The sequence below is a fragment of the Streptomyces sp. NPDC002676 genome (assembly GCF_053592455.1).
On record NZ_JBSFVT010000001.1, the window covers coordinates 373,555 to 399,503 of the forward strand.

At 72.3% G+C, this 25,949-nt stretch carries 21 protein-coding genes and 1 pseudogene; 12 read left to right on the forward strand and 10 right to left on the reverse strand.

What is annotated here, in order from left to right; genetic code table 11:
- Positions 1-103 precede the first annotated feature (103 nt).
- A complete protein-coding gene (locus tag ACWD3E_RS01720) occupies positions 104-640 on the forward strand; it encodes an HNH endonuclease (protein ID WP_451350112.1) in 537 nt (178 codons plus the stop codon).
- A 76-nt stretch (positions 641-716) separates the two neighbouring features.
- Here the strand turns inward: ACWD3E_RS01720 and ACWD3E_RS01725 are convergent, their stop codons facing one another.
- Genes ACWD3E_RS01725 through ACWD3E_RS01735 form a run of 3 tightly spaced genes read right to left on the reverse strand, consistent with a single transcriptional unit; the run spans position 717 to position 3,374 of the window.
- Positions 717-2,129 (reverse strand): FtsX-like permease family protein, encoded by a 1,413-nt coding sequence (locus ACWD3E_RS01725; protein ID WP_451385553.1) that lies wholly within the window; start codon positions 2,127-2,129, stop codon positions 717-719.
- Complete coding sequence (locus ACWD3E_RS01730) at positions 2,126-2,824, reverse strand: ABC transporter ATP-binding protein (RefSeq protein ID WP_451385554.1); 699 nt, start codon at positions 2,822-2,824, stop codon at positions 2,126-2,128. The genes ACWD3E_RS01725 and ACWD3E_RS01730 overlap by 4 nt, the downstream gene beginning before the upstream one ends.
- A 16-nt stretch (positions 2,825-2,840) precedes the next feature.
- The gene (locus tag ACWD3E_RS01735) at positions 2,841-3,374 is read right to left on the reverse strand and encodes a PadR family transcriptional regulator (RefSeq protein ID WP_451385555.1); all 534 of its coding nucleotides are present in this window, start codon (positions 3,372-3,374) and stop codon (positions 2,841-2,843) included.
- Between the two features lie 207 nt (positions 3,375-3,581).
- Here ACWD3E_RS01735 and ACWD3E_RS01740 point away from each other — a divergent pair, with 207 nt between their 5' ends.
- The 3 genes from ACWD3E_RS01740 to ACWD3E_RS01750 are packed head-to-tail and all read left to right on the forward strand — an operon-like array spanning position 3,582 to position 6,261.
- Positions 3,582-3,836 carry a hypothetical protein gene (locus ACWD3E_RS01740; RefSeq protein ID WP_451385556.1) on the forward strand — a complete coding sequence of 85 codons (255 nt, stop codon included), beginning with the start codon at positions 3,582-3,584 and terminating at the stop codon, positions 3,834-3,836.
- Complete coding sequence (gene malQ, locus ACWD3E_RS01745; protein WP_451385557.1) at positions 3,837-5,996, forward strand: 4-alpha-glucanotransferase; 2,160 nt, start codon at positions 3,837-3,839, stop codon at positions 5,994-5,996. It abuts the gene before it with no gap.
- 4 nt (positions 5,997-6,000) lie between these two features.
- Positions 6,001-6,261: a hypothetical protein gene (locus ACWD3E_RS01750; RefSeq protein WP_451350106.1), complete on the forward strand. Its 261-nt coding sequence runs from the start codon at positions 6,001-6,003 to the stop codon at positions 6,259-6,261.
- Positions 6,262-6,384: 123 nt separating this feature from the next.
- Here the strand turns inward: ACWD3E_RS01750 and ACWD3E_RS01755 are convergent, their stop codons facing one another.
- Positions 6,385-6,969 (reverse strand): TetR/AcrR family transcriptional regulator, encoded by a 585-nt coding sequence (locus ACWD3E_RS01755; RefSeq protein WP_451385558.1) that lies wholly within the window; start codon positions 6,967-6,969, stop codon positions 6,385-6,387.
- 129 nt (positions 6,970-7,098) lie between these two features.
- Between ACWD3E_RS01755 and ACWD3E_RS01760 the strand changes: the two genes are divergently transcribed.
- Positions 7,099-8,553, forward strand: coding sequence for an FAD-dependent monooxygenase (locus ACWD3E_RS01760; RefSeq protein WP_451385559.1), 1,455 nt, complete (start codon positions 7,099-7,101; stop codon positions 8,551-8,553).
- Positions 8,554-8,577: 24 nt separating this feature from the next.
- Here the strand turns inward: ACWD3E_RS01760 and ACWD3E_RS01765 are convergent, their stop codons facing one another.
- Positions 8,578-9,075 carry a MarR family winged helix-turn-helix transcriptional regulator gene (locus ACWD3E_RS01765; protein ID WP_451385560.1) on the reverse strand — a complete coding sequence of 166 codons (498 nt, stop codon included), beginning with the start codon at positions 9,073-9,075 and terminating at the stop codon, positions 8,578-8,580.
- Positions 9,076-9,206: 131 nt separating this feature from the next.
- Between ACWD3E_RS01765 and ACWD3E_RS01770 the strand changes: the two genes are divergently transcribed.
- Positions 9,207-10,178, forward strand: coding sequence for an EamA family transporter (locus ACWD3E_RS01770; RefSeq protein WP_451385561.1), 972 nt, complete (start codon positions 9,207-9,209; stop codon positions 10,176-10,178).
- 165 nt (positions 10,179-10,343) lie between these two features.
- Here the strand turns inward: ACWD3E_RS01770 and ACWD3E_RS01775 are convergent, their stop codons facing one another.
- Positions 10,344-10,820, reverse strand: a complete 477-nt coding sequence (locus ACWD3E_RS01775; protein ID WP_451385562.1) for a DUF1203 domain-containing protein — start codon at positions 10,818-10,820, stop codon at positions 10,344-10,346.
- A gap of 144 nt (positions 10,821-10,964) precedes the next feature.
- Between ACWD3E_RS01775 and ACWD3E_RS01780 the strand changes: the two genes are divergently transcribed.
- Together ACWD3E_RS01780 and ACWD3E_RS01785 are read left to right on the forward strand one after the other, a co-directional pair.
- Positions 10,965-12,287 carry an RNA polymerase subunit sigma-70 gene (locus ACWD3E_RS01780; RefSeq protein WP_451385563.1) on the forward strand — a complete coding sequence of 441 codons (1,323 nt, stop codon included), beginning with the start codon at positions 10,965-10,967 and terminating at the stop codon, positions 12,285-12,287.
- Between the two features lie 92 nt (positions 12,288-12,379).
- Positions 12,380-13,141, forward strand: coding sequence for an SDR family NAD(P)-dependent oxidoreductase (locus tag ACWD3E_RS01785; protein WP_451385564.1), 762 nt, complete (start codon positions 12,380-12,382; stop codon positions 13,139-13,141).
- A 74-nt stretch (positions 13,142-13,215) separates the two neighbouring features.
- Here the strand turns inward: ACWD3E_RS01785 and pepN are convergent, their stop codons facing one another.
- Together pepN and ACWD3E_RS01795 are read right to left on the reverse strand one after the other, a co-directional pair.
- Positions 13,216-15,789, reverse strand: coding sequence for an aminopeptidase N (gene pepN / locus ACWD3E_RS01790; RefSeq protein WP_451385565.1), 2,574 nt, complete (start codon positions 15,787-15,789; stop codon positions 13,216-13,218).
- Between the two features lie 125 nt (positions 15,790-15,914).
- The gene (locus ACWD3E_RS01795) at positions 15,915-16,934 is read right to left on the reverse strand and encodes an aspartate-semialdehyde dehydrogenase (RefSeq protein WP_451385566.1); all 1,020 of its coding nucleotides are present in this window, start codon (positions 16,932-16,934) and stop codon (positions 15,915-15,917) included.
- A 329-nt stretch (positions 16,935-17,263) separates the two neighbouring features.
- Here ACWD3E_RS01795 and ACWD3E_RS01800 point away from each other — a divergent pair, with 329 nt between their 5' ends.
- A complete protein-coding gene (locus ACWD3E_RS01800) occupies positions 17,264-17,815 on the forward strand; it encodes an RNA polymerase sigma factor (RefSeq protein ID WP_451386474.1) in 552 nt (183 codons plus the stop codon).
- A 1-nt stretch (position 17,816) separates the two neighbouring features.
- The gene (locus ACWD3E_RS01805; RefSeq protein ID WP_451385567.1) at positions 17,817-18,599 is read left to right on the forward strand and encodes a hypothetical protein; all 783 of its coding nucleotides are present in this window, start codon (positions 17,817-17,819) and stop codon (positions 18,597-18,599) included.
- A gap of 50 nt (positions 18,600-18,649) precedes the next feature.
- On the opposite strand, the gene ACWD3E_RS01810 is transcribed toward ACWD3E_RS01805, so the two are convergent.
- Complete coding sequence (locus ACWD3E_RS01810) at positions 18,650-21,961, reverse strand: S8 family serine peptidase (protein ID WP_451385568.1); 3,312 nt, start codon at positions 21,959-21,961, stop codon at positions 18,650-18,652.
- A gap of 324 nt (positions 21,962-22,285) precedes the next feature.
- On the opposite strand from ACWD3E_RS01810, the gene ACWD3E_RS01815 reads away from it, so the two are divergent.
- On the forward strand, positions 22,286-24,034 hold the full coding sequence (locus ACWD3E_RS01815; RefSeq protein WP_451385569.1) for a TIGR03767 family metallophosphoesterase: 1,749 nt from the start codon (positions 22,286-22,288) through the stop codon (positions 24,032-24,034).
- Between the two features lie 149 nt (positions 24,035-24,183).
- Positions 24,184-25,575: a glycosyltransferase gene (locus tag ACWD3E_RS01820; RefSeq protein WP_451385570.1), complete on the forward strand. Its 1,392-nt coding sequence runs from the start codon at positions 24,184-24,186 to the stop codon at positions 25,573-25,575.
- Here ACWD3E_RS01820 and ACWD3E_RS01825 read toward each other — a convergent pair.
- A pseudogene (locus ACWD3E_RS01825) lies at positions 25,525-25,893 on the reverse strand (GNAT family N-acetyltransferase); the annotation flags it as partial. The gene ACWD3E_RS01820 and the pseudogene ACWD3E_RS01825 sit on opposite strands and share 51 nt — an antisense overlap.
- Positions 25,894-25,949: the final 56 nt, after the last annotated feature.

Sequence of the window (25,949 nt, forward strand, 5' to 3'; positions counted from 1 at the left end):
CCCGTTACCGGGACATGGTGGCGCTTCCACCAGGCATGAGGGGAGACTGACTGCAGATCGTCCCGGCGCGAGCCACGCGCCGCCGACGCCCAAGGAGGCACCCGTGCCGCATGTCCTGGTCCTCAACGCGTCGTACGAGCCCCTCGGCGTCGTACCGCTCCGCCGCGCGCTCGTCCTCGTCCTTGAGAACAAGGCAGTCTGTCTCGAGGAATCCGGCGCCTTTATGCACAGCGCAACCGTCACAGTCCCCGCACCCAGCGTGGTCCGGCTCAAGCGATTCGTACGGGTTCCTTACCGGGGGCCCGTTCCTCTGACCCGTAGGGCCCTGTTCGCCCGCGACGGGGGCCGGTGCATGTACTGCGGTGGCGTCGCAACCAGCGTCGACCACGTCATCCCGCGCAGTCGCGGGGGCAAGCACGTCTGGGACAACGTGGTGGCCTCCTGCCGCCGCTGCAACCACGTCAAGGCCGACCGCCATCTCGTCGAACTGGGCTGGCGACTGCGGCACAAACCCGCCCCGCCCACCGGTCTGGCCTGGCGCATCATCGGCACCGGCCATAGGGACCCGCGCTGGCTGCCCTACTTGCAGCCGTACGGCGCGGACGACGCCATGGCCCGGATCGACGGCATCTCCGCCTGACGATCCGGGCCTTCGCGTACCCCCTGGTCACAGGGGTCCGGCCCTGGGAGACCCCCGTACTCCCGGGGCCGGACCGTCATGCGTAGCGCAGCTCGCCCGGGTGGACGGAGCGGCGCAGCAGCGGCAGCGAGGTGGCCGCCGCGAGCAGACAGCAGGCGTACACCGCGAGCGGGACCAGCAGGGCGACGTACGGCACGGCCGGGACCGTGTGTTGCTCCGACGTGACCGAGGCGTACCAGACGCCGATCCCCATGCCGCCCGCGCCCGCCACCGTGACCGCCGGCGCCAGCGGCAGCGCCGTCTCCAGGAGCAGCGCCCGGGCCAGCACCCCGTGCGGCACCCCGGCGGCGGTCTGGGCCGCCAGGCCCCGGCGCCGGGTGGCGAGGGACTCGGCGGTGCCCACGGCGAGCGCGGACAGCACGATCGCCAGGGCGACGAGGATCGCGGCGGCCGTCAGATCGAGCCCGTTGGTGTAGTAGGAGAGGCTCTCCCCGAGCCGGCCCTCGCGCTGCGAGGCGTGCAGCTCCGCGAGCAGCACCTCCCGCACCCCCATGAACCCGGTGCCCACGACGGTGACCAGCAGCACGGCCGCGTGCGTACGGGCCGCCGCCCACGGGTCGTCGCGCAGCCGTTCCGCCGCGATCAGTACGGCCGGGCTCTCGGTCCGGGCGGCGAACCGCGCGCCGAGCCACCGGGCGGACCAGCCCGTCAGCCACACCGCCGCGGCGCCGACCAGCAGGCAGAGGGCGAAGACGGTGAGCGGGCCGACCGCGATGCCGAAGAAGGGGAAGGCGAAGGGGTCGCCGGTGAGCGGGGCCAGCGCGACGCACACCGCGGGCACCGCCAGCAGCCCGGTCGCCACCAGGAACACCCGCCCCGGCCCCTCGGTCGGACGCACCCGCCGTATCCACCCCAGCGGCGAGGAGACCACCCGGCGCAGCGACAGGGCGCTCACGGCCGCGCCCAGCACCGGTACCAGGACCGCCACCAGGGCGATACCGGCCCAGGCCAGGGGAGCGGGATGCTGCCACAGCCGCAGCAGGGACAGTACGGAGAACACCGTGGCCACCGCCGAGCCGGTCAGGCAGGCCAGCCCCGACTCCAACGCCGCGATCCGCCGTACCTGGGCCGGCGTGGCCCCCGCCAGCCGCAGCGCGGCCAGCCGCCGGTCCCGGTGCACCGCGCCGATCCGCGCGCACTGGCCGAGGAAGCCGAACACCGGGACGAGCAGCAGCAACAGCGCGATGACCACTCCGTCGCGGGTGCCGGGCTGGTCCAGGAGCCCGCCCCCGACCCCCACGCTGTACTGCCCGTCCATCGGGGCGATGACCGCGATCACCAGCCCGAGCCCGGTCGCGAGGGCGGCGCCGATCCCCGTGAGCGCGACCCGCCACCACTCCTGCCGGTCCGACCCCCGGGTCAGCAGCCAGGCCAGCCGCAGATCGGACGTCATGGCCCCCTTGACCCCCATGGCCCCCATGGCCGTCATGCCGGCACCTCCGCCGGCAGCACGGCCCCGTCGCTCAGCCGCACCTCGCGGTCCGCGTACGCCGCCGCCTGGGCGTCGTGCGTGATCAGCAGGACGGCGGTGCCCGTCTCGCGGGTCGTGTGCACCAGGGCCGTCATCACCTGCTCGCTCGCCAGGGAGTCCAGCGCCCCGGTCGGCTCGTCCGCGAAGACGATCCTCGGGCCCGTGACCAGCGCACGGGCCAGCGCGGTCCGCTGCGCCTGCCCACCGCTCAGCTCACCCGGCCGCAGCTCCTCCTGCCCGCGCACCCCGAACCGCTCCAGCCATTCCGCGGCCCGCGCCCGGGCGTCCGTACGCGCCGCCCCTGCGAGCATCAGCGGCAGCGCCACGTTGTCCAGCGCCGTCAGCTCCGGAATCAGCTGCCCGAACTGGAACACCACCCCGAAGTCGGTCCGCCGCAGCTCGCTCAGTCGCTGCTCCGGCAGCTGGTCGAGCCGCTCACCGGCGTACGTCACCGAGCCCGCGTCCGGGCGGACGATCCCGGCCAGGCAGTGCAGGAGCGTGGACTTGCCGCTGCCGCTGGCCCCGGTCACGGCGACGATCTCACCGGCGCCAAGCTCGACCGAGGCGCCGCGCAGCGCCTGCGTCCTGCCGTGCGCCTTGGCGAGGTCCCGGCCCGCCAGAAGCGGCACCGAGGATTCCCCTTTGCTGATCACGAGTCCCCCTTGCTGTTCATGCTGTGTCGACCTCTGCGGTCAGAGTGGTCAGCCGGGCCGCCGTGGTGTTCATCCAGCGGAGGTCGGCGTCGAGGTGGTTGAGGGCGTAGTCGGCCGAGAGCACGGTCGCCAGACCGGCGCCCCGTGCCGTCTTCACGGCCGTGAGTTCCCGCATCCGGTCCATGTGCGCGGCACGCTGGGCGCGCAGATAGGCAGCCGGATCGCCGCCGGCCAGGATCGAGACGACGACCTTGGCGAAGATCTCGTTGGCCACGAAGGGCGCGGGCGGGGCGATCTCCCCGGCCCACCGGGCCAGTTCGCGCGCCCCGTCCCCGGTCGACCGGTACAGCGTCCGCTCCGGCCCCCCGTCGGCGTCTGTCCCGTCGACCTCGGCGAGACCGTCCCGGACCAGGCGTTGCAGGGTCGTGTAGACCTGCCCGTAGGCCAGCGGCCGGGCCTGCGGAAAGCGTTCGTCATGGCGTCGCTTGAGGTCGTAGCCATGACTCGGCCCCGCCTCGAGCAGCCCCAGGAGGATGTGCCGGGTGCTCATGGAGATCAGTATGCACTGAGTACATGTACTGAGTGAATAGTGGTGGGAATGGTGGCGGGGCACGGTGGTGGGGAACGGTGGCGGGGAACCTCGGGCAGGGTGGCCGGTATGTCGGAAGAAGCACGTTCTTCGTCCGAATACGTCTGGCGTCGCGCCCACGGGGTAGGCCTGCCGATATCCGTCCGACGCACCGACAAGGAGGCCCCCGTGGCCGCACCGGCTCATCTCTCCCGTCGCCCGGTCCCCGCCCAGTGGAAACCCGTGGCGGAGTCGTCCGCCGAGACCCGTGCGGCGCAGGCGTGCGTCTTCAGCGCGGAGCATGCGTGCGCCGAGGCGCCGCTGACCAGTGAGCCGCCGCTGCCCGACGCCGAGCCCCTGACCAGCGAGCCGCCGCTCGCCGACGCCGCCCCGCTGACCAGCGAGTCCGACCCGGTGCCGGACTCCTTCGGCGCGGGACTGTAGATGCCCGCGGCGCGCGAGGACCACGAGGACGAGCAGCTGGCCCGGCTCGCCGGGCTGCACGGGGTCGCCACCTCCTACAGCCCCGCCCCGGACCGCACGGTCGCCGTCCCCGCCTCCGCCGTGGTCGCCGCCCTGGCCGCCCTCGGCGTCGACGCGGGCACCCCGGACGCCGTCCGCACCGCGCTCGCCGCGCGCGAACGCGAGCTGCGGGAACGGCTGCTGCCGCCGACGGTGGTCCAGTGGGCCGGCGCCGAGGAGCCGCCGCCCGCCTTCGCCGCGCTGCCGCCCGGCACCCGTCTGCGCGTCGAGACCGAGCAGGGGGAGACCCGGGACACAGCCGACGGCCTGCCCGCCGGCGTCCACCGGGTGAGCGCCGCCGCCCCCGACGGCCGTACCGGCCACGCCCACCTCATCGTCGCCCCGGACCGGCTGCCCACCCCGGCCGGCCGCTCCTACGGCCTCCTCGTCCAGCTGTACTCCCTGCTCTCCCGCCGCTCCTGGGGCATGGGCGACCTCGCCGACCTCGCCGAGCTGGCCGGCTGGGCCGGGCGCACCGCAGGCGCCGGATTCGTGCAGGTCAACCCGCTGCACGCGGCCGTACCCGGCGCCCCCACCGACCCCTCCCCGTACCGGCCCTCCTCCCGCCGCTTCCCCGACCCCGTGCACCTGCGGATCGAGGAGATCCCCGAGTTCGCGTACGTCGAGGACCGGGCCCGCGTCCGCGTGCTGCTGGAACGCGCCGGGCGGCTGCGCGCCGCCGTGCTCGACAAGGGCGCCCTCATCGACCGGGACGCGGTGTGGGAGCTGAAGCGGGAGGCCCTGGAGCTGGTCCTGCGGGTGCCGCTCGGGCCGGGCCGGCGGGCCGCGTACGACGCCTTTCGTGCCGAGGAGGGGCAGGCGCTGGAGGACCACGCCACCTGGTACGCCCTCGCCGAGACCCACGGCCCCGACTGGCAGAGCTGGCCGGACGGCCTGCGCGACCCCCACTCCGCCGCGACCGCCCGCGCCCGCACCGAACTGGCCGGCCGCATCGAGTTCCACGCCCGCCTCGCCTGGCTCACCGACGGCCAGCTGCGCGCCGCCCAGCGCACCGCGAAGGAAGCCGGGATGCCGGTCGGGATCGTGCACGACCTCGCCGTCGGCGTGCACCCCGGCGGCGCCGACGCCTGGGCGCAGCAGGACGTGTTCGCCGCCGGCATGTCGGTCGGCGCTCCGCCGGACGCCTTCAACGCCCGCGGCCAGGACTGGGGCCTGCCCCCGTGGCGCCCCGACCGCCTCGCCGCCTCCGGCCACGCCCCCTACCGCCACCTCCTGCGCGCCCTCTTCCGCTACGCGGGCGCCCTGCGCATCGACCACGTCATGGGCCTGTTCCGGCTCTGGTGGGTGCCCAGGGGCAGCGCGCCCACCGAGGGCACCTACGTCCGCTACGACGCCGACGCCATGCTCGCCCTGCTCGCTCTGGAGGCCTCGCGCGCCGGGGCGGTGGTGATCGGCGAGGACCTCGGCACCGTCGAGCCCGGCGTACGCGAGACCCTGCAGCGGCACGGGGTCCTCGGCACCTCGGTGCTGTGGTTCGAACGGGACTGGGCCGGCGACGGCCGCCCCCTGCCGCCCGACCGCTGGCGCGCCGACTGCCTGGCCACGGCCACCACCCACGACCTGCCTCCCACCGCCGCCCGGCTCACCGGCGAACACGTCGACCTGCGCGACCGCCTGGGCCTGCTCACCCGCCCGGCCGCCGTGGAGCGTGCGGAGGCGACCGCGGACGCCGCGGAGTGGCTCGCCCTGTTCGGCAGTCTCGGCCTGCTGGACAGCATCGCGGTGGGCCCGCCCGGCTTTGACGAGGAGGCGGAGATCCGTGCCGTCCACCGCTTCCTGCTGCGCACCCCGGCCCGGCTGATCGGCGTCTGGCTCCCGGACGCCGTCGGCGACCGCCGTCCGCAGAACCTCCCCGGCACCTGGGACGAGTACCCGAACTGGCGGCTGCCGGTCGCGGACCGGGAGCGGCGGCCGGTGGCGCTGGAGGAGCTGACGGCGTCGAGGAGGGTGCGGGCGCTGCTGGAGGTGCTGCGCACGAGCAGCCCGACCAGGGGCGCCGCCCCCGGGGGAGTTCATATGGCACCCCGGACGCGCGGCCCTCAGGAGGGTTCGCTAACTTGAGACCGTGGACAAGAAGAACGCCCTGCGCGCCGGCGCCCTGGCCGCCGGTACGACGCTGATGATGCTGCTCATGTCGTCCCCCGCGCTCGCGCTGACCCGCGACGACGGCGACGACCCCGGCAAGGGCCTGAACGTCGCCCAGACGCTGGGTCTGTACGTGCTGGCCCCGCTGGTGATCTTCGGGGTCATTGCCGGCCTGGTCATGGTCCTGGACAAGTCCAAGATCAGGCACCGCAAGCCCGGCACCTCGTCCAAGGCCGCCTGACCACACCACAACTTTTCTCGCCGAGGGCGCCCGTCCTCCCGTCCGTACGTGCGTGAAGCCGCCGTACCCGGGTGAGGCCGGCGCCCTCGGCGTTTCCGCGTGCGCCCGGCCTGCCCCGTGGGGTCAGGGGCTCGGTGCCGTCAGATACCGCTGCACGGTCGGGCCCAGCCACGCCACCAGTTCCTCGCGCGACAGCGCCACCGTCGGCGGCAGCCGCAGCACATAGCGGGTGAGGGCGAGCCCGAGCAGCTGCGCGGCGCACAGCGCGGCCCGTGCCGGGGCCTGCTCGGGGTCGGGGCACAACCGTTCGGCCATCGGGAACAGCTGCTCCCGGAAGATGCTCTGCATGCGCTCGGCCCCGGCCTGGTTGGTCGCGCCGACCCGGAGCACGGCCGTCAGCTCCTCGTTCTCCTCCCACTGCGCGAGGAAGTGGCGCACCAGCGCCTGCCCGACCTCCTCCCGCGGCACCTCCCGCATGTCGGGCAGCCGCAGATCGACGGTCACGGCCGCCGCGAACAGCCCCTCCTTGCTGCCGAAGTAGCGCATCACCATCGACGGATCGATACGCGCGTCCTTGGCGATCGCGCGAATCGTGGCCCGGTCGTACCCGTCGAAGGCGAAGCGCTCGCGGGCCGCGTCGAGGATGGCGCTCCGGGTGGCGTCGGAGCGCCGCCCCCCGCCTGTGTGCGTGCTGCCATTGCCATTCATGCCAACGAGCGTAGGCCAACACGCGTAGGCCAACAACTGTTGACTTCCCTCTCGCCCGGTTCTACGGTTGCCAACAAGTGTTGGCCAACATCTGTTGGCAAACGAGCGTTGGCAACCTGGGAGGCCACCATGACCAGCACCTCTCGCGTGATCGTCGTCGGTTCCGGCCCCACCGGCCTCCTCCTCGCCGGTGACCTCGCCACCGCCGGCGTCCCGGTGACCCTCATCGAGAAGCGGCCCCACAAGATCAACAACCTCTCCCGCGCCTTCGTCCTGCACGCCCGCAGCCTGGAGCAGCTCGACGCCCGGGGAGTCGTGGACGACCTGGAGGCCGTCGGGCAGCCCCTGGACCGGCTGCGCCTGTTCTCCCGGCTCACCCTCGACCTCGACACCCTCCCCTCCCGCTTCAACCACGTCCTGCTGATCCCGCAGTACGAGGTCGAGAAGGTGCTGGAGCAGCGGGCGGCGGAGGCGGGGGTCGACTTCCGTCACGAAACCGAGCTGACCGGCCTGACCCAGGACGCGGACGGCGTGACGGTGGAGGTCCGCGGTCCCGAGGGGCGCGCGGAGAGCCTGCGGGCCGCGTACGTCGTCGGCGCCGACGGCATGCGCAGTGCCGTACGGGACGCGATCAGGCTGCCGTTCCCCGGCAAGTCGGTGATCCGGTCCGTCGTCCTCGCCGACGTCCTGCTCACCGAGAAGCCCGCGACGCTGCTCACCGCCGACGCCGTCGGCGACGCCTTCGCCTTCCTCGCGCCCTTCGGTGACGGCTACTACCGGGTCATCGGCTGGCACCGGGGCCGCAACGTCCCCGACAAGGAGCCGCTGGACCTGGAGGAGGTCAAGGAGATCACGCGCCTCGCGCTCGGCCGGGACTACGGGATGCACGACGCCCGCTGGATGTCCCGCTTCCACAGCGACGAGCGCCAGGCACCCGCCTACCGGGTCGGCCGGGTCTTCCTCGCCGGAGACGCCGCCCATGTGCACACCCCGGCCGGCGGGCAGGGCATGAACGTCGGCCTGCAGGACGCGGCCAACCTGAGCTGGAAGCTGGCCGCGGTCGTCGCCGGGCACGCCGACCCCGGGCTGCTCGACACCTACCAGGCCGAGCGGCACCCCATCGGCAAGTCGGTGCTGCGCAGCAGCGGCGGCCTGGTGCGCCTCGCCATGGCCAAGGGCCCCTGGCAGCTGACGGGCCGCGCCCTGCTCCTCGCGTTCCTCAACGCCGTCGGCCCCGCCCGCCGCAAGGTCACCGGCCAGGTCACCGGGATCGGCTACCGCTACCCCGCCCCCCGGGGCGCCCACCGCCTCACCGGCACCCGCGTCCCGGACATCGCCCTGGCCGACGGCGGCCGGCTCCACGAGGCCCTGCGCGGCGGCCGGTTCGTGCTGATCACCCCGGAGCAGGAGCAGGCGTCGTACGAGGCCGGGCGCGCGGGCCGGCTGGCCCTGGCGCGCTGGGCGAGCGACCGCCGCACGACCGTGCTGGTCCGCCCCGACGGATACGTGGCCTGGGCGGCAGACACCGCCGACCTGGCGGCGATCGAGGCGGCCCTCACCCGGTACGTCGGCACGAAGGCCTGAACGCGAACGGTTCGGCCCGGAGGGCTACTTGACGGCAGAGCGCAGCAGTTCCCGCAACAGGTCGGCCAGTTGGCCGGCCTGTTCCGCGGTCAGGCCGGACAGGGCGTCGGTCTGCTCCGCGAGGCCGACGCCGACCGCCTCGTCGATCAGCCGCAGGCCTTCCTCGGTGAGCGTCACCTGGAGGCCGCGCCGGTCGTTCGGGTCGGGGGAGCGGCGCAGCAGCCCCGCGCGCTCCAGCTTGTCGAGGCGGCCGGTCATCCCGCCGGTGGTCAGCATGAGCGTCGCCGACAGCTGACGGGGCGAGAGGGTGTAGGGCTCGCCGGAGCGGCGCAGGGTGGCCAGGACATCGAACTCGCCGCGCGAGATGCCGTAGGGCTGGTACGCCTTCTCGATCCTGTCGGCCATCGTGCGCGAGAGCCGGGTGATGCGGCCGAAGACCTCCATCGCCGTGGTGTCGAGGTCGGGCCGTACCTGCGCCCACTGGTCGATGATCGCGTCGACGGGGTCTCTGTGCTGCTGCATGCGGCGAGTATCCATCCGGTTCCGGTCGCCTGCAAGTAAGTGGCTTGACAGTAAGTAGCTTAGCGCTAAGCTAATCAGCGTTGACCTACTTGGTCAGTCGATCTCTTGGTCTCTCCCGAAGGGTGCCTCCCATGGCCACCAGCCGCGCGACCAGAACCACCCTCATCGCAGCCACCGCCCTCGCCCCCGTCTCCTGGGGCACGACCTACGCGGTCACCACCCAGTTCCTGCCGCCGGACCGTCCCCTTTTCACGGCCCTCGTGCGCGCCCTGCCCGCCGGGCTGTTGCTGCTCTCGCTCACCCGGGTGCTGCCGCGCGGCGGTTGGTGGCTCAAGGCGGCGGTGCTCGGCGCGCTGAACATCGGGGCCTTCTTCCCGCTGTTGTTCGTGGCGGCGTACCGGCTGCCCGGTGGCATGGCCGCGGTCGTCGGCTCGGTCGGACCGCTGTTCGTCGTCGGCCTCTCGGCACTGCTGCTCAAGCAGCGGCCGACCGCGCGCACCCTCCTGACCGGGGCCGCCGCCGCGTTCGGTGTCAGCCTCGTTGTCCTCAAGGGGGCCGGTGCCCTCGACGTGGTGGGCGTGCTCGCGTCCGTCGCCTCGACGGCCTCCATGTCGGCCGGGACCGTGCTGACCAAGCGGTGGGGCCGGCCGGAGGGGGTCGGCCCGCTCGCGCTCACCGGCTGGCAGCTCACCGCGGGCGGTCTGCTCATCGCGCCCGTCGCCTTCCTGGTCGAGGGTGCCCCGCCCGCGCTCGACGGCGCGGCCGTCGGCGGCTACCTCTACCTCATGCTGGGCAACACGGCCATCGGCTACTTCCTGTGGTTCCGCGGCATCGGCCGGCTCACCGCCACCCAGGTCAGCTTCCTCGGCCCGCTCTCCCCGCTGACCGCGGCCGTCGTCGGCTGGGCCGCCCTCGGCCAGGCGCTGACGCCGGTTCAGGTGGCGGGCATGGCGGTGGCGTTCGGGGCAACGGTGGCGGGCCAGCTGGGCGGCACCGGCAAGCGGGAGAGCCGGCGTGCGGGCCGCGTCGCATCGTTCAGTTCTGCTGAAAAGAAGGCTCAGAAGGATTCGATGGACCTTACGGTTCCGGCGCTGCGACGTTAGGTGCACACCACTCCACGACCCGGCGAAGGGACCTAAGTGGCAGCACTCCTGCCCCAGACCACCCGAACCTCGACCACTGACTCTGCCTCTGCCCCCACGCCCGCCCCCCGCACCCGGGAGGCGGGCGGCGCCGCGTTCGGCGTAGCCCGCCGGTGCGCGGGTGAGCTACGGCCTGCGCACCTCGTACAGGAAGCAGCCGTACTCGACCGCCCGCACGTGCACGAGCGCCACCTCCGGGTCGGCGAAAGCCTCCGCGAAGGCCGCTTCGAAGCCGTCGGGGTCCGTCACCAGGCGTCCGCCGAGGATGCGGCCGTCGGCCGAGTAACGGCGCACCGTGCGGTGGGCGTTGGTGAAGGGCAGGGCGCCGTCGCGCGGCCCCGTGCAGTCGTCGGCGTGGACGAAGACGGGCCCCTGCTCGTCGTACGCCCCCGGCTCGGCGCCCGTCCCGGCCGCCCAGCGGCGCAGGGGCGCGTACGAGACCAGGGCGATGCGCTCGCCCTGCTTGCTGCGGCGCAGACAACAGCGCAGCGGGGCGCCGCCCTCGTCGTCGGCGAAGGGGGACAGGGGGCGGCCGGCGTCGTCGAGGTCGCGGAGTTCCTTGAGGGCCGAGGGGGTCAGCGGCCGTGCGGTGTACGTCGTCATGGAGCCAGGCTGGCTCGCCACGGCCCCGCCGACCGGCGGGATTCGGACCTCGTACTCGTCACGGCGCACTGGCCATGGCGGAGACGGTACGGAAGGATCGCCGGCGCCCCGACCGTGAAACCCCGACCGTGCGAGGAGGCGCCCATGACCGCCGACACCTGTGCAAGCTGCGGCGGGCCGCTCCCCGGGCGCGGCGGTCGCCGGGGGCGGGCCTCCGTGTACTGCTCCGCCGCCTGTCGGCAGAAGGCCTACCGGGAGCGGCAGGGCGGTGGCAGTGGGCTGGACGAGCTGATCGAGGCCGTCGGGCGGCAGGCGCGGGAGCTGGTGCCGCGGCCCGCCTCCGCGCTGTACGACGGCGTGAGCGAGCTGTCGTCGTCCGTCGCCCGGCTGCGGCGCATCGCGCGTGTCGCCCGGGACACGGCCGAGCAATCCGTCACGCCGGAGTCCGTTACGGAAAACTCCGGTCCCGGTCCCGACCCCGTCGCCGGTACGGACTCCTTCAGCGAAACCGACTTCGCCGCCCTCACCGAAGCCCACCGCCGTGAGATCCGTGCCCACTGCTACCGCATGACCGGCTCGTACGACGACGCCGAGGACCTCGTGCAGGAGACCTTCCTGCGGGCCTGGCGGGCGCGGGACGGGTATGAAAGGCGGGCCGGGGTGCGGACCTGGCTGTACCGCATCGCGACCAACGCCTGCCTGGACTTCCAGCGGCGTTGTGCCCGGCGTCCGGAGCGGTACGAGCCACTGCCCGGGATGGAGCACGGCGGCGGGGAGCCGCCCGCCCGGGTCACGTGGCTCCAGCCCTACCCCGACGACGAACTGCCGGAGACCACCGCCGAGTCCCGCGAGACCGTCGAACTGGTGCTGCTGGCCGCGCTCCAGCACCTGCCCGCCCGCCAGCGGGCCGCGTTCGTCCTGCGGGACCTGCTCGGGCTCACCGCCGCCGAGACCGCCGGGGCCCTCGACACCTCCGTGGCCTCGGTCAACAGCGCGCTGCAACGTGCCCGGCCCGCCCTGCGCGAGCACCTGCCCGCGAGCCGTACCGACTGGACGGCGGCCCCCCCGCCCACCGAGGGCCAACGCCAGGCTCTCCAGCGGTACATGGACGCCGCCGAGCGGCTCGACTTCGCCGCCATGGCCGGGCTGCTCACCGAGGACGTCACGCTCACCATGCCGCCCAACCCTTTCTGGTTCACCGGCCGGGACGCCCTCCTCGGGTTCGTGCGCGGCAGCCTCGACCCCGGCTCCCCGATGTTCTTCGGGCACTGGCGGCATCTGCCCGCCCGCGCCAACGGGCAGCTCGCCGCAGGAGGTTACGTCCGCCGGCCCGGTACGAACGTCTACCGTGCCCAGGTGCTCGACGTGCTCCGGTTCGACCACGATGGCGATGGCGACCGGATCGTCGAGATCACCTCCTTCGAACCGCACCTCTTCCCCGCGTTCGGGCTGCCGCTGCGGCTGTGATCCCCTTGGCGATGAGCGGCAGGGCGTGCGTACGTCTGTACCGGCGAATATCCGCGACACGTACGACACCGGCCCTCACGAAGGAGTTCACCATGCTGCTCACCGACAAGACCGCGATCATCTACGGAGGCGGCGGCTCGATCGGCGGTTCCGTCGCCCGCGCCTTCGCCCGCGAGGGCGCCCGCGTCCACCTCGTCGGCCGTACCCAGGACACCCTGGACGCCGTGGCCAAGGACATCACCGCGGCCGGCGGGCACGCCGAGACCGCCGTCGTCGACGCGCTGGACGAGACCGCCGTGGAGGCGCACGTCGAGCGCGTCGGCACCGTCGACATCTCGTTCAACCTGGTCACCCGGGGCGACGTCCAGGGACTGCCGCTCACCGACATGCCCGTGGACGACTTCCTGCGGCCCGTCCTCAACGGCATCCGCGCCAACTTCCTCACCGCCCGCGCCGCCGCCCGCCGCATGGCCGAGCGCGGATCCGGTGTCATCCTCACCCTCAACAGCGGCTCCGCGCAGGGCAGTCCGATGATGGGCGGCACGGGACCCGCCGACGGGGCCACCGACACGCTCGTGCGGAACCTCGCCATGGAGCTGGGGCCGCGCGGGGTCCGGGCGGTGGGGCTGTGGGCGGCCGGGGTGCCCGAGACCTTCTCGGAGGAGGGGCTGAAGGCCGTCAACCCCGACATGCGCCTCGACGGCCTCCTCGACCACCTGGCCGGGATGCGCATGACCCGCCGCAACCCCACCCTCGCCGAGGTCACCGCCACCGCCGTCTTCCTCGCCTCCGACCACGCGGCCGGCATCACCGGCACCTTCGTCAACGTCACCGGGGGCATGTTCGCCGGCTGAGCGCACGAAAAGGGCGCCCGGTGCAGCACCGGGCGCCCCCGCGATCGTACGGACCACTACGACCGTACGGTCGGCTACGAAGCCGCCGCGTCCGCCGCCTGTGCCTTCAGCGCGCGTTCGATACCCGAGCGGGACTCCGAGACCAGGCGGCGCAGGGCCGCGTTCGGCTCGGCCGCGGCCAGCCACGTGTCCGTCTTGGCCAGGGTCTCCTCGGAGACCTGGACCGCCGGGTACAGGCCGACCGCGACCTGCTGGGCGATCTCGTGCGAACGGGCGTCCCAGATGTCCTTCACGACCTCGAAGTACCGGTCCGTGTACGCCGCCAGCAGCTCACGCTGGTCGGTCTGGACGAAGCCGCCGATCACGGCCTCCTGCACGGCGTTCGGCAGCTTGTCGGATTCGATGACCGACGCCCATGCCTCCGCCTTGGCCTCCGGCGTCGGGCGCGCCGCGCGGGCGGTCGCCGCGTGGCGCTCACCGGCGGCCGTCTTGTCCCGCTCGTACTCGCCCGCGATCTCCGCCTCGTCGAAGCGGCCGACCGCCGCGAGCCGCTCCACGAACGCCCAGCGCAGCTCCGTGTCCACGGCCAGGCCCTCGATCGTCTGCGTACCGTCCAGCAGGCCCTCCAGCAGGTCCAGCTGCTCCGGCGTGCGGGCGGTCGCCGCGAACGCCCGCGCCCAGGCCAGCTGGTGGTCGCCGCCCGGCTCCGCCGCACGCAGGTGCGCCAGCGTGGCGTCGGTCCAGCGGGTCAGCAGCGCCTCGCGGGCGGTCGGGTCGGCGTACAGGTCGATCGCCAGCTTGACCTGGCGGTGCAGCGACTGCACGACGCCGATGTCCGACTCCTTGCCGATGCCGGACAGCACCAGGGACAGGTAGTCGCGGGTCGCCAGCTCCGCGTCCCGGGTCATGTCCCAGGCCGAGGCCCAGCACAGGGCGCGCGGCAGCGAGGCGTCGAAGTCGCCCAGGTGCTCGGTGACGAACGCCAGCGACTGCTCGTCCAGGCGGACCTTGGCGTACGACAGGTCGTCGTCGTTGAGGAGGACGACCGCCGGGCGGCGGGTGCCCGTCAGCTGCGGTACGGCGGTCAGCTCACCGTCGACGTCCAGCTCGATCCGCTCGCTGCGCACCAGCTTGCCGCTCGCCTCGTCGAGGTCGTACAGGCCGATCGCGATGCGGTGCGGGCGCAGCACCGCATGGCCCTTGGCGCCGGCGGGCAGCGCGGGGGCCTCCTGGCGGACGGCGAAGGAGGTGATGACACCGTCCGCGTCCGTCGCCACCTCGGGGCGCAGGACGTTGATGCCGGCCGTCTCCAGCCACTTCCCCGACCAGGTCTTCAGGTCGCGGCCGGAGGTCTTCTCCAGGGCGCCCAGCAGGTCGGACAGGCGCGTGTTGCCGAACGCGTGCGCCTTGAAATAGGCCTGCACGCCCTTGAAGAACTCGTCCTCGCCGACGTACGCGACGAGCTGCTTCAGCACGCTCGCGCCCTTGGCGTACGTGATGCCGTCGAAGTTGACGAGCACGTCGTCCAGGTCGCGGATGTCCGCCATGATCGGGTGCGTGGACGGCAGCTGGTCCTGCCGGTACGCCCAGGTCTTCATGGAGTTCGCGAACGTGGTCCACGAGTGCGGCCACTTCGAGCCGGGCGCGGCGGCCTGGCAGGCGATGGAGGTGAAGGTGGCGAACGACTCGTTCAGCCACAGGTCGTTCCACCACTCCATGGTGACCAGGTCGCCGAACCACATGTGGGCCAGCTCGTGCAGGATCGTCTCCGCACGCACCTCGTACGCCGCGTCGGTCACCTTGGACCGGAAGACGTACTGGTCGCGGATGGTCACCGCACCCGCGTTCTCCATCGCGCCCGCGTTGAACTCGGGCACGAACAGCTGGTCGTACTTCTCGAACGGGTACTGGTAGTCGAACTTCTCCTGGAACCAGTCGAAGCCCTGCCGGGTCACCTCGAAGATCGCGTCCGAGTCGAGGAACTCGGCGAGCGAGGGACGGCAGTAGATGCCGAGCGGCACGGACTGCCCGTCCTTCTCGTACACGCTGTGCACGGAGTGGTACGGGCCGACGATCAGCGCGGTGATGTACGTCGAGATGCGCGGGGTCGGCGCGAACGTCCAGACGTTGTCGGCCGGCTCGGGCGTCGGCGAGTTCGAGATGACCGTCCAGCCCTCGGGCGCCTTCACGGTGAACTGGAAGGTGGCCTTCAGGTCCGGCTGCTCGAAGGACGCGAACACCCGGCGGGCGTCCGGGACCTCGAACTGGGTGTACAGGTACGCCTGCTCGTCGACCGGGTCGACGAAGCGGTGCAGGCCCTCACCGGTGTTGGTGTAGGCGCAGTCGGCGACGACACGGAGGACGTTACGGCCCTCCAGCAGCCCCGGCAGCGCGATTCGGGAGTCCTTGAAGACCTCGGCCGGGTCGAGCGCGTCGCCGTTCAGGGTCACCTCGTGGACCGTCGGCGCGACCAGGTCGATGAAGGACGCCGCGCCGTTTTCCGCGACGTCGAAGCGCACCGTGGTCACGGACCGGTAGGTGCCGCCCTCCTGCGCGCCGGAGAGGTCGAGATCGATCTCGTACGAGTCAACACTGAGCAGCTCCGCCCGCTGCTGAGCCTCTTCGCGAGTCAGGTTTGTGCCAGGCACGCGGTCATCTCCTCGTGATGTGTGGATTGCGCCATCTTTCCATGCGGGTCACGTGGAGCGCGATGAGCCCGGGCATGCGAAAGCGGCGGTCACCCGAGGTGACCGCCGTTCGCCGGCAGGGCGCCCTACTTCTCGGACAGTTCGGCCGCCACCAGCTCCGCGATCTGGACGGCGTTCAGCGCGGCGCCCTTGCGGAGGTTGTCGTTGGAGATGAACAGCGCCAGACCGTGCTCGGACGTCTCGTCGCGGCGGATGCGGCCGACGTACGACGGGTCCTTGCCGGCCGCCTGGAGCGGGGTCGGGATCTCGGAGAGGACGACGCCGGGGGCGCCCGCGAGCAGCTCGGTCGCGCGCTCCGGGGAGATCGGGCGGGCGAAACGGGCGTTGACCTGGAGGGAGTGGCCGGAGAAGACCGGCACGCGCACGCAGGTGCCGGAGACCAACAGGTCCGGGATCTCCAGGATCTTGCGGGACTCGTTGCGCAGCTTCTGCTCCTCGTCGGTCTCGTTCAGACCGTCGTCGACGATCGAGCCCGCGAGGGGGAGCACGTTGAAGGCGATCGGGCGCTTGTAGACCTGCGGCTCGGGGAAGTCGACCGCCTCGCCGTCGTGCGTGAGCTTGTCGGCGTCGGCGACCACCTTCTGCGCCTGGCCGTGCAGCTCCGCGACGCCCGCGAGGCCGGAGCCGGACACCGCCTGGTAGGTGGCGACGACCAGCGCCTCCAGGCCGGCCTCCTCGTGCAGCGGCTTCAGCACCGGCATCGCGGCCATCGTGGTGCAGTTCGGGTTGGCGATGATGCCCTTGGGCCGGTCGGCGATCGCGTGCGGGTTCACCTCGGAGACCACCAGGGGCACCTCCGGGTCCTTGCGCCAGGCGGAGGAGTTGTCGATCACGACGGCGCCCTGGGAGGCGACCTTCTCGGCCAGCGCCTTCGACGTCGCGCCGCCCGCGGAGAAGATCACGATGTCCAGGCCGGTGTAGTCGGCGGTCGCCGCGTCCTCCACCGTCACGCCGTCCAGCACGGTCCCGGCCGAGCGAGCCGAGGCGAACAGGCGCAGCTGCGTGACCGGGAAGTTACGCTCCGTGAGGATCCTGCGCATGACCGTGCCGACCTGACCGGTGGCTCCGACGATTCCGACCCTCACGGTGACTCCCTCTGCGTGTCTCTTGGATGACCGGGGCCTGTCCATCATGCGGTCGACCCCGGTCCACCTGTCCAATTCTTTGCGGGGTGTGCCCGAGGAATGGGACACGATCACCCGGCCGACGGTTCCACACCTCCGCCGAACCCCTCGCTGAGCTGCAGAAATTCCCTCGCCGAGGGCTCCGCGCCGCAAGCTGTGCTGTCCCGCCCCTGCCCGCCCGGCCCCCGGCCACACGAGGGTGTGACGTACGCCTCTGCGGACCGGCAGCAACGGCCGAACGTTTCGGCCGCCCGCCGCGTCGTAGGTGCATACGTGTGAGGGGGTGGCGTGTGCTGCGCGGAGGGGCGCGCCGCGATCAGGGGGCGTACACCGCCGGTACGGACGGACGTACCGGCGGCGACCCGCTGGACGCGGCTCAGGAACGCCGGGTGCGGGCGGTGCTCGCGCTCGGCGGGGTACCGCAGTCGGACCTGCCGGACGGGGTGCAGCAGGTCCGGCTGCGGCTGCTGGAGCGGGCCGCGAGCGGGCGCGAGGCGCCGCGCGACGTGTCGGCGTGGGCGGCGGTGGTCGCCTCCAACCTCGCCATGGACTGGCACCGCGCCAAGCGGCGCCAAGAGCGGCTGGGGGAGCGGCTGGCCTCGCTGCGTGAGCCCGCGCACCCCTCCGGCGAGGAGACCAGCCTGCTCTCCCTCGCCGTCGCCCGGGGCCTGGACGAACTGCCCGACACCCAGCGGCAGGTGGTGATCCTGCGCTTCTTCGCCGACCTGCCGGTGCGCGCCATCGCGGACGAGCTGGGCATTCCCGAGGGCACGGTCAAGAGCAGGCTGCACACGGCGGTCCGCGCGCTGCGCGAGCGCCTGCACGAGGACGAGGTGGTGTGACGTGCCTGCCGAACACGAGGGCAGCGGGGAGTACGGCGGTATGGACGCCCTGCTGAAGGAAGAGCTGACCTGGCTCGCGGAGGCGCTCACGGGGGAGCTGCAGGAACCCGTGGTGGCGCAGGAACCCGCGCCCGAGGAGTCCGCGCCCGAGGAGCCCGAGTCCACGGAGCCCACCGCCCCGGCTCGCGGCGTCAAGCCGGGCAGACGCCCCCGGAGCAGCACACACCCCGTCAGCCCCGCCCGCCCCGCGCGCCCGGGCCGGCCCTCCGGTCCCCGCCGGGCCCTGCGGATCGCCTTCGCCTCGCTCGCCGGTGCCGCCGCCCTGACGATGGCCGTCGGGCTCGGCTGGGTCGCCTCGCAGGGGGACAGCGCGTCCCGCCAGGGCGCGAGCGCCGGCGCGAAGAGCGACGCCCACGCGCCGGCCAAGTACTCCTGGGACGGGGGCCGGCCAGACGACCCCGAGCTGACGCTGGCCTGCTTCCGGCTGGTCGTGGAGGGCACCGTGGCGAAGATCCAGCCGGAGCACCTGTCGCCGTGGTCCTGGATCGTGCTCACCGTGTCCCACGCCTACAAGCCCGCGCACACCCCGGCCCAGGTCTCCTTCCGCCTCGACCGCGGTGCCCGGCCGGCGCCCCGCGTGGGGCAGCACGTGCTCATCGGGGTCCACCAGGACGCGGAGAACGCCAGTCTGTGGGCCGCCGGCGACGACCGTGTGGACGTCAACCGGGCCTGGATCACCGAGGCGCTGCCCGGGTCCCGCCACCACCTGTGCGGAGAACAGTGAGGGGCGGGCGTCCCCCCGGACGCCCGCCCCTCAGTGGGAAACTCACACCGTTACGGCGTGACCTTCTCGATCTTCACGCTGCCGGTGCCCGCGACCGTGCCGTGCGCGTTCACCAGCTGGACCCGGCCGAAGAACTCGCGGCCGGCCGGAGCCTCGGCGGCGGCCGTGACCTGGCCGCTCACCGTGGCCGAGTCGCCCGTGCCGAGCTTGACCGGCGTCGAGCCGTCGACGGAGACGGTGCCGAGCGCGGAGGAGAAGAACACGTCCCGGTAGTCGTAGTCCGTCGAGCCGGCCGGGACCGAGTAGCCGACGACCTTGATGGTGTACGTGCCGGCGGCCGGGTTCGGGATGGAGACGGCCTCCTCCGAGTCGCCGTCCGCGGACTGCGCGACTTGCTTGCCGTTCGCGTCGTACACGGTCAGGTCCAGGTCGGCGGACGCGTCGGAGACGTTGCCGATGGCGACGTCGAGGGACGTGGCGCCGGCCGGGACGTCCACGGTGCTGGTCTGCGTCTCGCCTTCCTTGATCGACGGGCGGGCCGTCTTCGAGGAGCCGAGCGGGCCGCCGACGAGCTTGCCGTCCAGGGCCGCGTACTTGTCGGTCACCGTCCAGGTGGCGGTGGCCGGGGTGCCGACCTTGGCCTCGGGCACGGTCACGGTCTCCGGGTCGAAGGCCGCGCCGAGCACGGTGACGTCCAGCTTGTACGGGTTGTCGAGCAGCGGCGAGGTGCGGCGCGACTCGACCTCCACCTCCCAGACACCGGGCTGCGGGTCGGCGTAGGAGCGCACGTCGGGCTTGCAGCCGTTGCCGTTGAGGTAGTTGTTGTAGCAGTACGGGGTGCCGGTGCTGTCGACCGGAGTGCCGTACGGGTGGATCGCGATGAACCGGGTCTGGCTCTTGTCCGCGAGCCCGCTCATCGCGACCTCGAGGGACTTCGCGCCCGCGGGCACGTTCAGGAAGTACGACTGCGTGCTGTTGCGCTGCACCGAACCCGAGGCGGAGTAGGTGTAGTTCACCGGGGCGGCGACCACGACGGTGGTGAGGATCTGCTTGTCGACCCCCTCCGTGAACGGGTCGTCGACCTCAAGGATCGCGCTCTTGATGCCGGCCGACGCCGGGGCCGCCTGGACCTTGACGGTCACCGGCTGGTTCAGCGGCAGCCGGACCATGTCGTCGCCGACGAGCCGGAAGGTGCCGCCCGCGTTGTTCGCGAAGTCCAGCTCGTGCCAGACCGGACGGTCCGGGCCGGACGTACGGGTGATGGTGATGTCGTACGTCTTCTTCTGGCCGGCCTGGAGGCCGCCCTCACGGTCGTACAGGCCGGTGCCGAAGCCCGGGGTCTTCAGCGCGGAGTCGAGCGCGGTGTCGACCGGGGCCTTGACGGTGTAGTCGTGGGACTCGGCGTCGTCGCGGATGGCGTCCCACGCGTCCACGATGTTGATGCGGCCCGCGCCCTCCTCGTAGGCCTGGACACCCTTGATGTGGTCGGCCGTCGAGGTCAGTGCCGTGCGCAGCTTCGCGGGCGTCAGGTCGATGCCCTTCTGCTTGGCGGCGGACAGCAGCAGCGCGGAGGCGCCGGTGGCCTGCGGGGAGGCCATCGAGGTGCCCTGGAGCATCGAGTAGCCGGCCGGCAGCGAGTAGCCCGACTCGGCGACCGGGGAGCCCGGCAGCCAGGTCTGGGTGGTGTTGATCGCGGCGCCGGGGGCGACCAGGGTCGGCGTGAAGCCGCCGTCCTCACGCGGACCGCGCGAGGAGAAGGGCATCATCGCGTACTTCTTCTCCACGGCCGAGCCGTAGTTGGACGCCCACGTCTCCTTGGAGATGGCGGCGCCGACCGAGATCACCTTGTCGGCCAGACCCGGGTCGCCGATGGTGTTCGCACCCGGGCCGGAGTTGCCCGCGGAGATCACGAGCTGGACGCCGTAGGTGTCGATGAGCCGCGTGTACAGCTCGGCGCGCGCGTTGTTGCCGTCGTTCAGCGCGGGCAGGCCGCCGATCGACATGTTGACGATGTCGACGTGCCGGTTGGTGACCAGGTCGATCATGCCCTCGGTGAGGGCGACGTTGGTGCAGCCGCCGGTCCAGGTGCAGGCCCGCGAGGAGACGAGCTTCGCGCCGGGGGCCGCGCCGTTCATCTTCCCGCCGAACAGGCCGTTGGCGGCGGTGATGCCCGCCACGTGGGTGCCGTGCTCGGACTCGATGACACCGATGTTGACGAAGTCGGCCTTCTTGCCGACCCAGGACCCGCCGTAGGGGTCCATCGCCACGTCCTTGCGGATCTGCACGACGAACGGCACCCGCTCGACCACGTCGGTCGCCGGGTTGTCGGTGCCGAAGTAGCCGACCTGGTAGCCGTCCTTGTACGGCTTCATCGGCGTGTCGTCGGTGAAGTCGTGGTTGTTGTTCAGGTCGAGCGTGACCGTGCCGGCCGCGGCGTCGTACAGCACGCCCCAGCTGTCGGTGGTGTCGCCGTCCCGGTTCAGGTCGCCCTTCTCGTCGCCGCCCGTGGTGGCGGACTCCTTGAAGGTGCTGATCCCGTACGCGCCCGCGGGCGCCGTCCAGGACTGGCCCGCGTAGGTGAAGCTCGGGCCGGAGACGGAGGTGACCATCGGACGCCAGGTCGCGTCGCTGTCCAGGATCGGGTCCGTCGCCGTCACCCAGTCGACGATCTTCCGCTCGCCGGTGGTGGTCTTCTGCAGCGCCGGGTGGCCGAGGTCGACGCCGGAGTCGAGGATGCCGATGGTGACACCCCGGCCGTCGGCCTTCGGGTGCTCGTCCACGAAGTCGACGGCACCGGTCTCGAAGGACGGGTTGTACGGGTTCTCCGCCGGGGTGTCCTTGCCCGGACCCGAGTAAGTGGCCGCCGTCCCCGTGCTGTTCGCGTCCTTCGCGGTGTCCGCGCTCGGCGCCGGGTCGTCGAGCTGGATCTCCTGGCGCAGGTCGATGGCGTGCACCGAGGACAGCTTGGCCGCCGCCTTGATGACCGAGTCGGCCTGGGCGGTGGGGACGGTGGCGCGGACGTAGCCGAGCTTGTCGTAGGTACGGCCCACCGAGCCGCCCTTGACCGCATCCAGCTCCTCGGTGACCTGGTCGGTCTGGCCCGGGGCCGTCGCGATCATCATCGTGACGTTCTTGTCGCCGTCGGCCTTGGCCTCGGCGAGCAGGTCGGCGTCGTCCGAACCCAGCTTCTCGCCGGCGGACTTGGTGCCGGGGTCGGCGGCCGTGGCGTGCGGCGCGTCCGCGGCGAGGGCCAGGGGTATCGGCCCGGTCGCGGAGAGAGCGGCCACCACGCCCACGGCCACGGCTATGCGGGCCAGGCGTCTCGGGCCGGGTATGGGATCACGCTCGGGGGTGAGAGTCATCGGCATCCCTTGTAGGTAAAGGAGCGAGCGAATGCGAGCGCTCAGCTTTACCCAAGGCCTGGGGCTTTGGGGACCGTTGACCGAATCGAGATCCATGTATGGGGAAAACCCGCGATGCGATGTGGGCGGAAATCCCCTGTTGACAGGGTGTTCAGGCGACTTGTCGGCCGGCTCAGATCCACGTACGCAGTTCGGCGCTGCACGTTGCCGCCCCGTTCACGCGCAGGTCATCCCCGGTGCCAAGCATCCCAAGTGAGCGGGGTGTTCGCGTGAGCGACGGCCCGCGACCACGTCCGACGCGTTCGCACTCGGGGAGACCGCGCCATGTCGCGCATACGCTCTGTAGTCACCTCCGCACTGGGGGCCAACCGCCGCACTGTCCTCGCCGCCGCCGGAGCGGTCACGCTCTCCGCGGGCGTCGGATACGCCCTGCGCCCCACCGACAGCCAGGCCGCCACCGTCGACGAGGCGCCCGCCGCCACCGGCAGGGCCGGTGCCCCGGCCCCCCTCGCGCCCTACACCAAGGGCACCACCCTCGCCTCCGTCGCCGCCCCGCAGAACCCCTCCGGTTACCGGCGGCTGGGCGACGGGCCCGGCTGGGCGCAGGTCGTGCGCACCGAGCTGGCCGCGCCCAAGTCCGGCCGCGCGGACCGCCGTACGGCGCTCGCCGCGTTCGTGCAGTTCACGGACATGCACCTGCAGGACGTCCAGCACCCGCTGCGCGCGGAGTACATCCGGGCCGCCGATCCGCACGCCTGGCGCCCGCAGGAGGCGCTGACCGTGCAGGGCGCCATCTCGCTCGTCGAGCGCGTCAACGCGCTGCGCGGCGCCCCCGTCACCGGCGCCCCGCTCGGCTTCGTCATGGCCACCGGCGACAACACCGACAACAACGCCCTGTGCGAACTCCAGTGGTACATGAAGGTGATGAGCGGTGGCCGCATCACCCCCAACTCCGGTGACCCCCGGCACTACGAGGGCGTCCAGAACAGCGACCTGAAGCTGTACTGGCAGCCCGACTCCACCGCCCGCGACGGCGACAAGGCGCTCGGCTTCCCCTATCTGAAGGGCTTCCTGGCCGCCGCGATCCGCGAGACGACGAGCCCCGGCCTCCACCTGCCCTGGTACTCCACCGTCGGCAACCACGACAGCCTCCAGCTCGGCGTCTACGGCTCCCACGCCGACCCCTACCTCGCCGAAGCGGCCATCGGCGGCAAGAAGCTGATGCTCGTCACCGCCGCGGAGGCCCAGAAGTTCGCGGACACCAACAAGAACGGCCTCGACCCCACGGGCTCCGGCTACCGCGAGTTCCTCAAGGCGCACGCCCGCGCCATGCGCTCGGTCACTCCGGACGAGCAGCGGGTGCCGTACACCCCGGCCGACTACCTGAAGGCCCACCTGGACCCCGCCTACCAGGGCGTCGGCCCCGTCGGCCACGGCTACAGCTCGGCGAACCTGGACGCCGGCACCCAGTACTACTCCTTCCGCATCTCCGACGACGTCATCGGCATCAGCCTCGACACCACCGACGCCGGCGGCCACTTCGAGGGCTCCATCGGCACCGCCCAGCTGAACTGGCTGCACAGGACGCTGCGGAACAACCGGGACGCCCACGCCATCGTCTTCAGCCACCACACCAGCAAGACGATGACCAACACCCGCCCCGACCCGGCCCGGCCCGGCGAGCGCCGGCACACCGGTGACGAGCTGGTCGCCGCCCTCGCCTCGCACACCAACGTCGTGGCCTGGGTGAACGGCCACGTCCACAAGAACATCATCACGCCGCACGCGGCCTCCGACGGCCGCTCCTTCTGGGAGATCTCCACCGCCTCGCACGTCGACTACCCGCAGCTCGCCCGCGTCGTCGAGCTGGTCGACAACAAGGACGGCACGCTCTCGATCTTCACCACCCTCATCGAGTCCGCCGCCCCGCACCGCACCGACTTCGCCGACCTCTCCCAGACGGGCCTCGCCGCCCTCTACCGCGAGCTGTCCTTCAACTCCCCCGGCGCCAGCAAGACCTTCGCGGGCAACCCGTCCGACCGGAACACGGAGCTGGTGCTCAAGAAGGGCTGAAGATCGACGGAAAATCCATTGGCCATCGTTTCACGCGCGACGCTTTGTGTTAACGCGCCCGTAATGTCCGTACCGCCTCATATCGGCTAACCCGCTATGGACGGGGATGGCTCGATCTTCTCGATCATTTATGCAAGGCGGGTGGTCGTGTGCGCACGAGGCGCGGACTGCGTGTTCTGTCGGTCTACGAGGGCTTCTTCTCCGGAGGAGCAAGGATCGTACACACCGACGTCGTACTGGGACTGGCCGAGGGCGGCCAGTCCCACCAGGTACTCAGCATCCACGGAGAGGTCCACCGCGAGGCCACCCGGCAGCGGATGGAGGACGACCCCTGTTACCGGGCGCTCACCGCCGGTGGCGTCGGGGTCACGTCACTGGGCCGCAGCGCGGGCCTGGTCGACGGCTCGGTCGCGGCGTCCGTTTTCAGCGGACCGGAGCTGGCCGAAACCGCTCGGGCCATGGCCGGGGCGGACGTGATCCTCTCCCTGAAGGAGCAGCCGCTGGCCCTCCTCAACCAGGGCGGACTGCCCCGCCGCCCGGTCGTGGTCGGCCTGCACCGCTCCGACCCCGAGAACCAGGGCCCCGCCCTGGACGAGCTGAAGACCGCGATCGCCGACGGCAAGGTGGCGGCGGCCGTGTGCTGCGCCGAGTCGACCCGGCAGGCGTACGAGGCGGCCGGCATCCCCGGCGAGGCGCTGCACGTGATCCCCAACGGGGTGGACCTGCTCCGCTACCGCCCGGACGCGGTCGCCCGTCAGGCCTTCCGTGCCTCGCTGGGAATTCCGCTGTCGGCCCCGGTGGTCGTCTTCGCGGCCCGGTACGCCGAGATGAAGAACGTCCCGCTCTTCCTCCGCGCCGCGCGGGCCTGGCTGGCCCAGGAGGGCGGTGGCCACGTGGTGATGTGCGGCGCCGGGATGACCGACGCCAACCCCGCCCTGGAGGCCGACATCGACGAGGCCTTCGCCGGTGACCGGTCCCTCACGGACCGTGTGCACCGCCTCGGCGTACGGCACGACATGGAGGCGGTCTACGCCGGCTCCGACGTCGTCGCCCTGACCTCCGTCTCCGGGGAGGCGGCACCGCTGTGCCTGATCGAGGGCATGATGTGCGGCGCGATCCCGGTGACCACGGACGTCGGCGACAGCGCCTCGATCGTGGCGGGCCTCGGCTTCGTCACGCCGCCGGACCCGGGAGCCATCGCCCTGGCCTGGTCCGCCGCGATCACCGGCCGCGCGCAGCTGGGTTCGGCCCTGGAACTGAGCCGGGAACGCTTCAGCCGTACGAGGATGATCGCGGCGTACGCGGCGCTGCTGGACGAGGTGTACGCCTCATACGTCGCCGGGCAGGGGATCGTCACGCAGCACGCTGTAGGCGACGCCGTCACGCCACTTCCCGTCCCGGAAGACGATGCCGCGCAGTACGCCCTCGCGGGTGAACCCGGCCTTCTCCAGGGCCCGTTGCTCGGCGAGGTTCTCGGCCTCGGTGTCGGCCTCGATCCGCATCACGGGGGAGTGGGTGAAGAGGTAGCGGACGAGCTGTAGCTGGGCCCGGCTGCCGATGCCCCGCCCGCGGGCCTCGGGCAGCAGTTGGGCACCGATGTTCCAGCAGTAGGTGGACGGCGAGACGACGACCTTCCGCCAGGCGACGAACCCGAGCGGTTCCGCCCCGGCGGTGACGACCAGTTGCCCGCCGTCCTCACCGAGCAGCCCGTTCTCCGCCCACCGGCGGCGGAAACGGCTGGGGTCGGCGTACCCGTACCACTGGAAGGGCCCTGCCGCGGCCGGGTCGGTGAGGAAGCGCTCCAGCAGGGGGAGATCGTCCTCACCGACGGGGCGGAGGGCTATGGGTTCAGCCGACATGAGCGAGGAACGCCGTCCAGGCCTGGGCGGGGACGAGGAGGGCGAGTTCGGGTGCA

What these genes read in the sequence shown, in the direction of transcription:
- ACWD3E_RS01725 (WP_451385553.1), bottom strand. Translation starts at nt 2,129, where the DNA reads ATGACGGCCATGGGGGCCATGGGGGTCAAGGGGGCCATGACGTCCGAT.
- ACWD3E_RS01735 (WP_451385555.1), bottom strand. Translation starts at nt 3,374, where the DNA reads ATGAGCACCCGGCACATCCTCCTGGGGCTGCTCGAGGCGGGGCCGAGT.
- malQ (WP_451385557.1), top strand. Translation starts at nt 3,837, where the DNA reads ATGCCCGCGGCGCGCGAGGACCACGAGGACGAGCAGCTGGCCCGGCTC.
- ACWD3E_RS01755 (WP_451385558.1), bottom strand. Translation starts at nt 6,969, where the DNA reads ATGAATGGCAATGGCAGCACGCACACAGGCGGGGGGCGGCGCTCCGAC.
- ACWD3E_RS01760 (WP_451385559.1), top strand. Translation starts at nt 7,099, where the DNA reads ATGACCAGCACCTCTCGCGTGATCGTCGTCGGTTCCGGCCCCACCGGC.
- ACWD3E_RS01765 (WP_451385560.1), bottom strand. Translation starts at nt 9,075, where the DNA reads ATGCAGCAGCACAGAGACCCCGTCGACGCGATCATCGACCAGTGGGCG.
- ACWD3E_RS01770 (WP_451385561.1), top strand. Translation starts at nt 9,207, where the DNA reads ATGGCCACCAGCCGCGCGACCAGAACCACCCTCATCGCAGCCACCGCC.
- ACWD3E_RS01775 (WP_451385562.1), bottom strand. Translation starts at nt 10,820, where the DNA reads ATGACGACGTACACCGCACGGCCGCTGACCCCCTCGGCCCTCAAGGAA.
- ACWD3E_RS01780 (WP_451385563.1), top strand. Translation starts at nt 10,965, where the DNA reads ATGACCGCCGACACCTGTGCAAGCTGCGGCGGGCCGCTCCCCGGGCGC.
- ACWD3E_RS01785 (WP_451385564.1), top strand. Translation starts at nt 12,380, where the DNA reads ATGCTGCTCACCGACAAGACCGCGATCATCTACGGAGGCGGCGGCTCG.
- ACWD3E_RS01810 (WP_451385568.1), bottom strand. Translation starts at nt 21,961, where the DNA reads ATGACTCTCACCCCCGAGCGTGATCCCATACCCGGCCCGAGACGCCTG.
- ACWD3E_RS01815 (WP_451385569.1), top strand. Translation starts at nt 22,286, where the DNA reads ATGTCGCGCATACGCTCTGTAGTCACCTCCGCACTGGGGGCCAACCGC.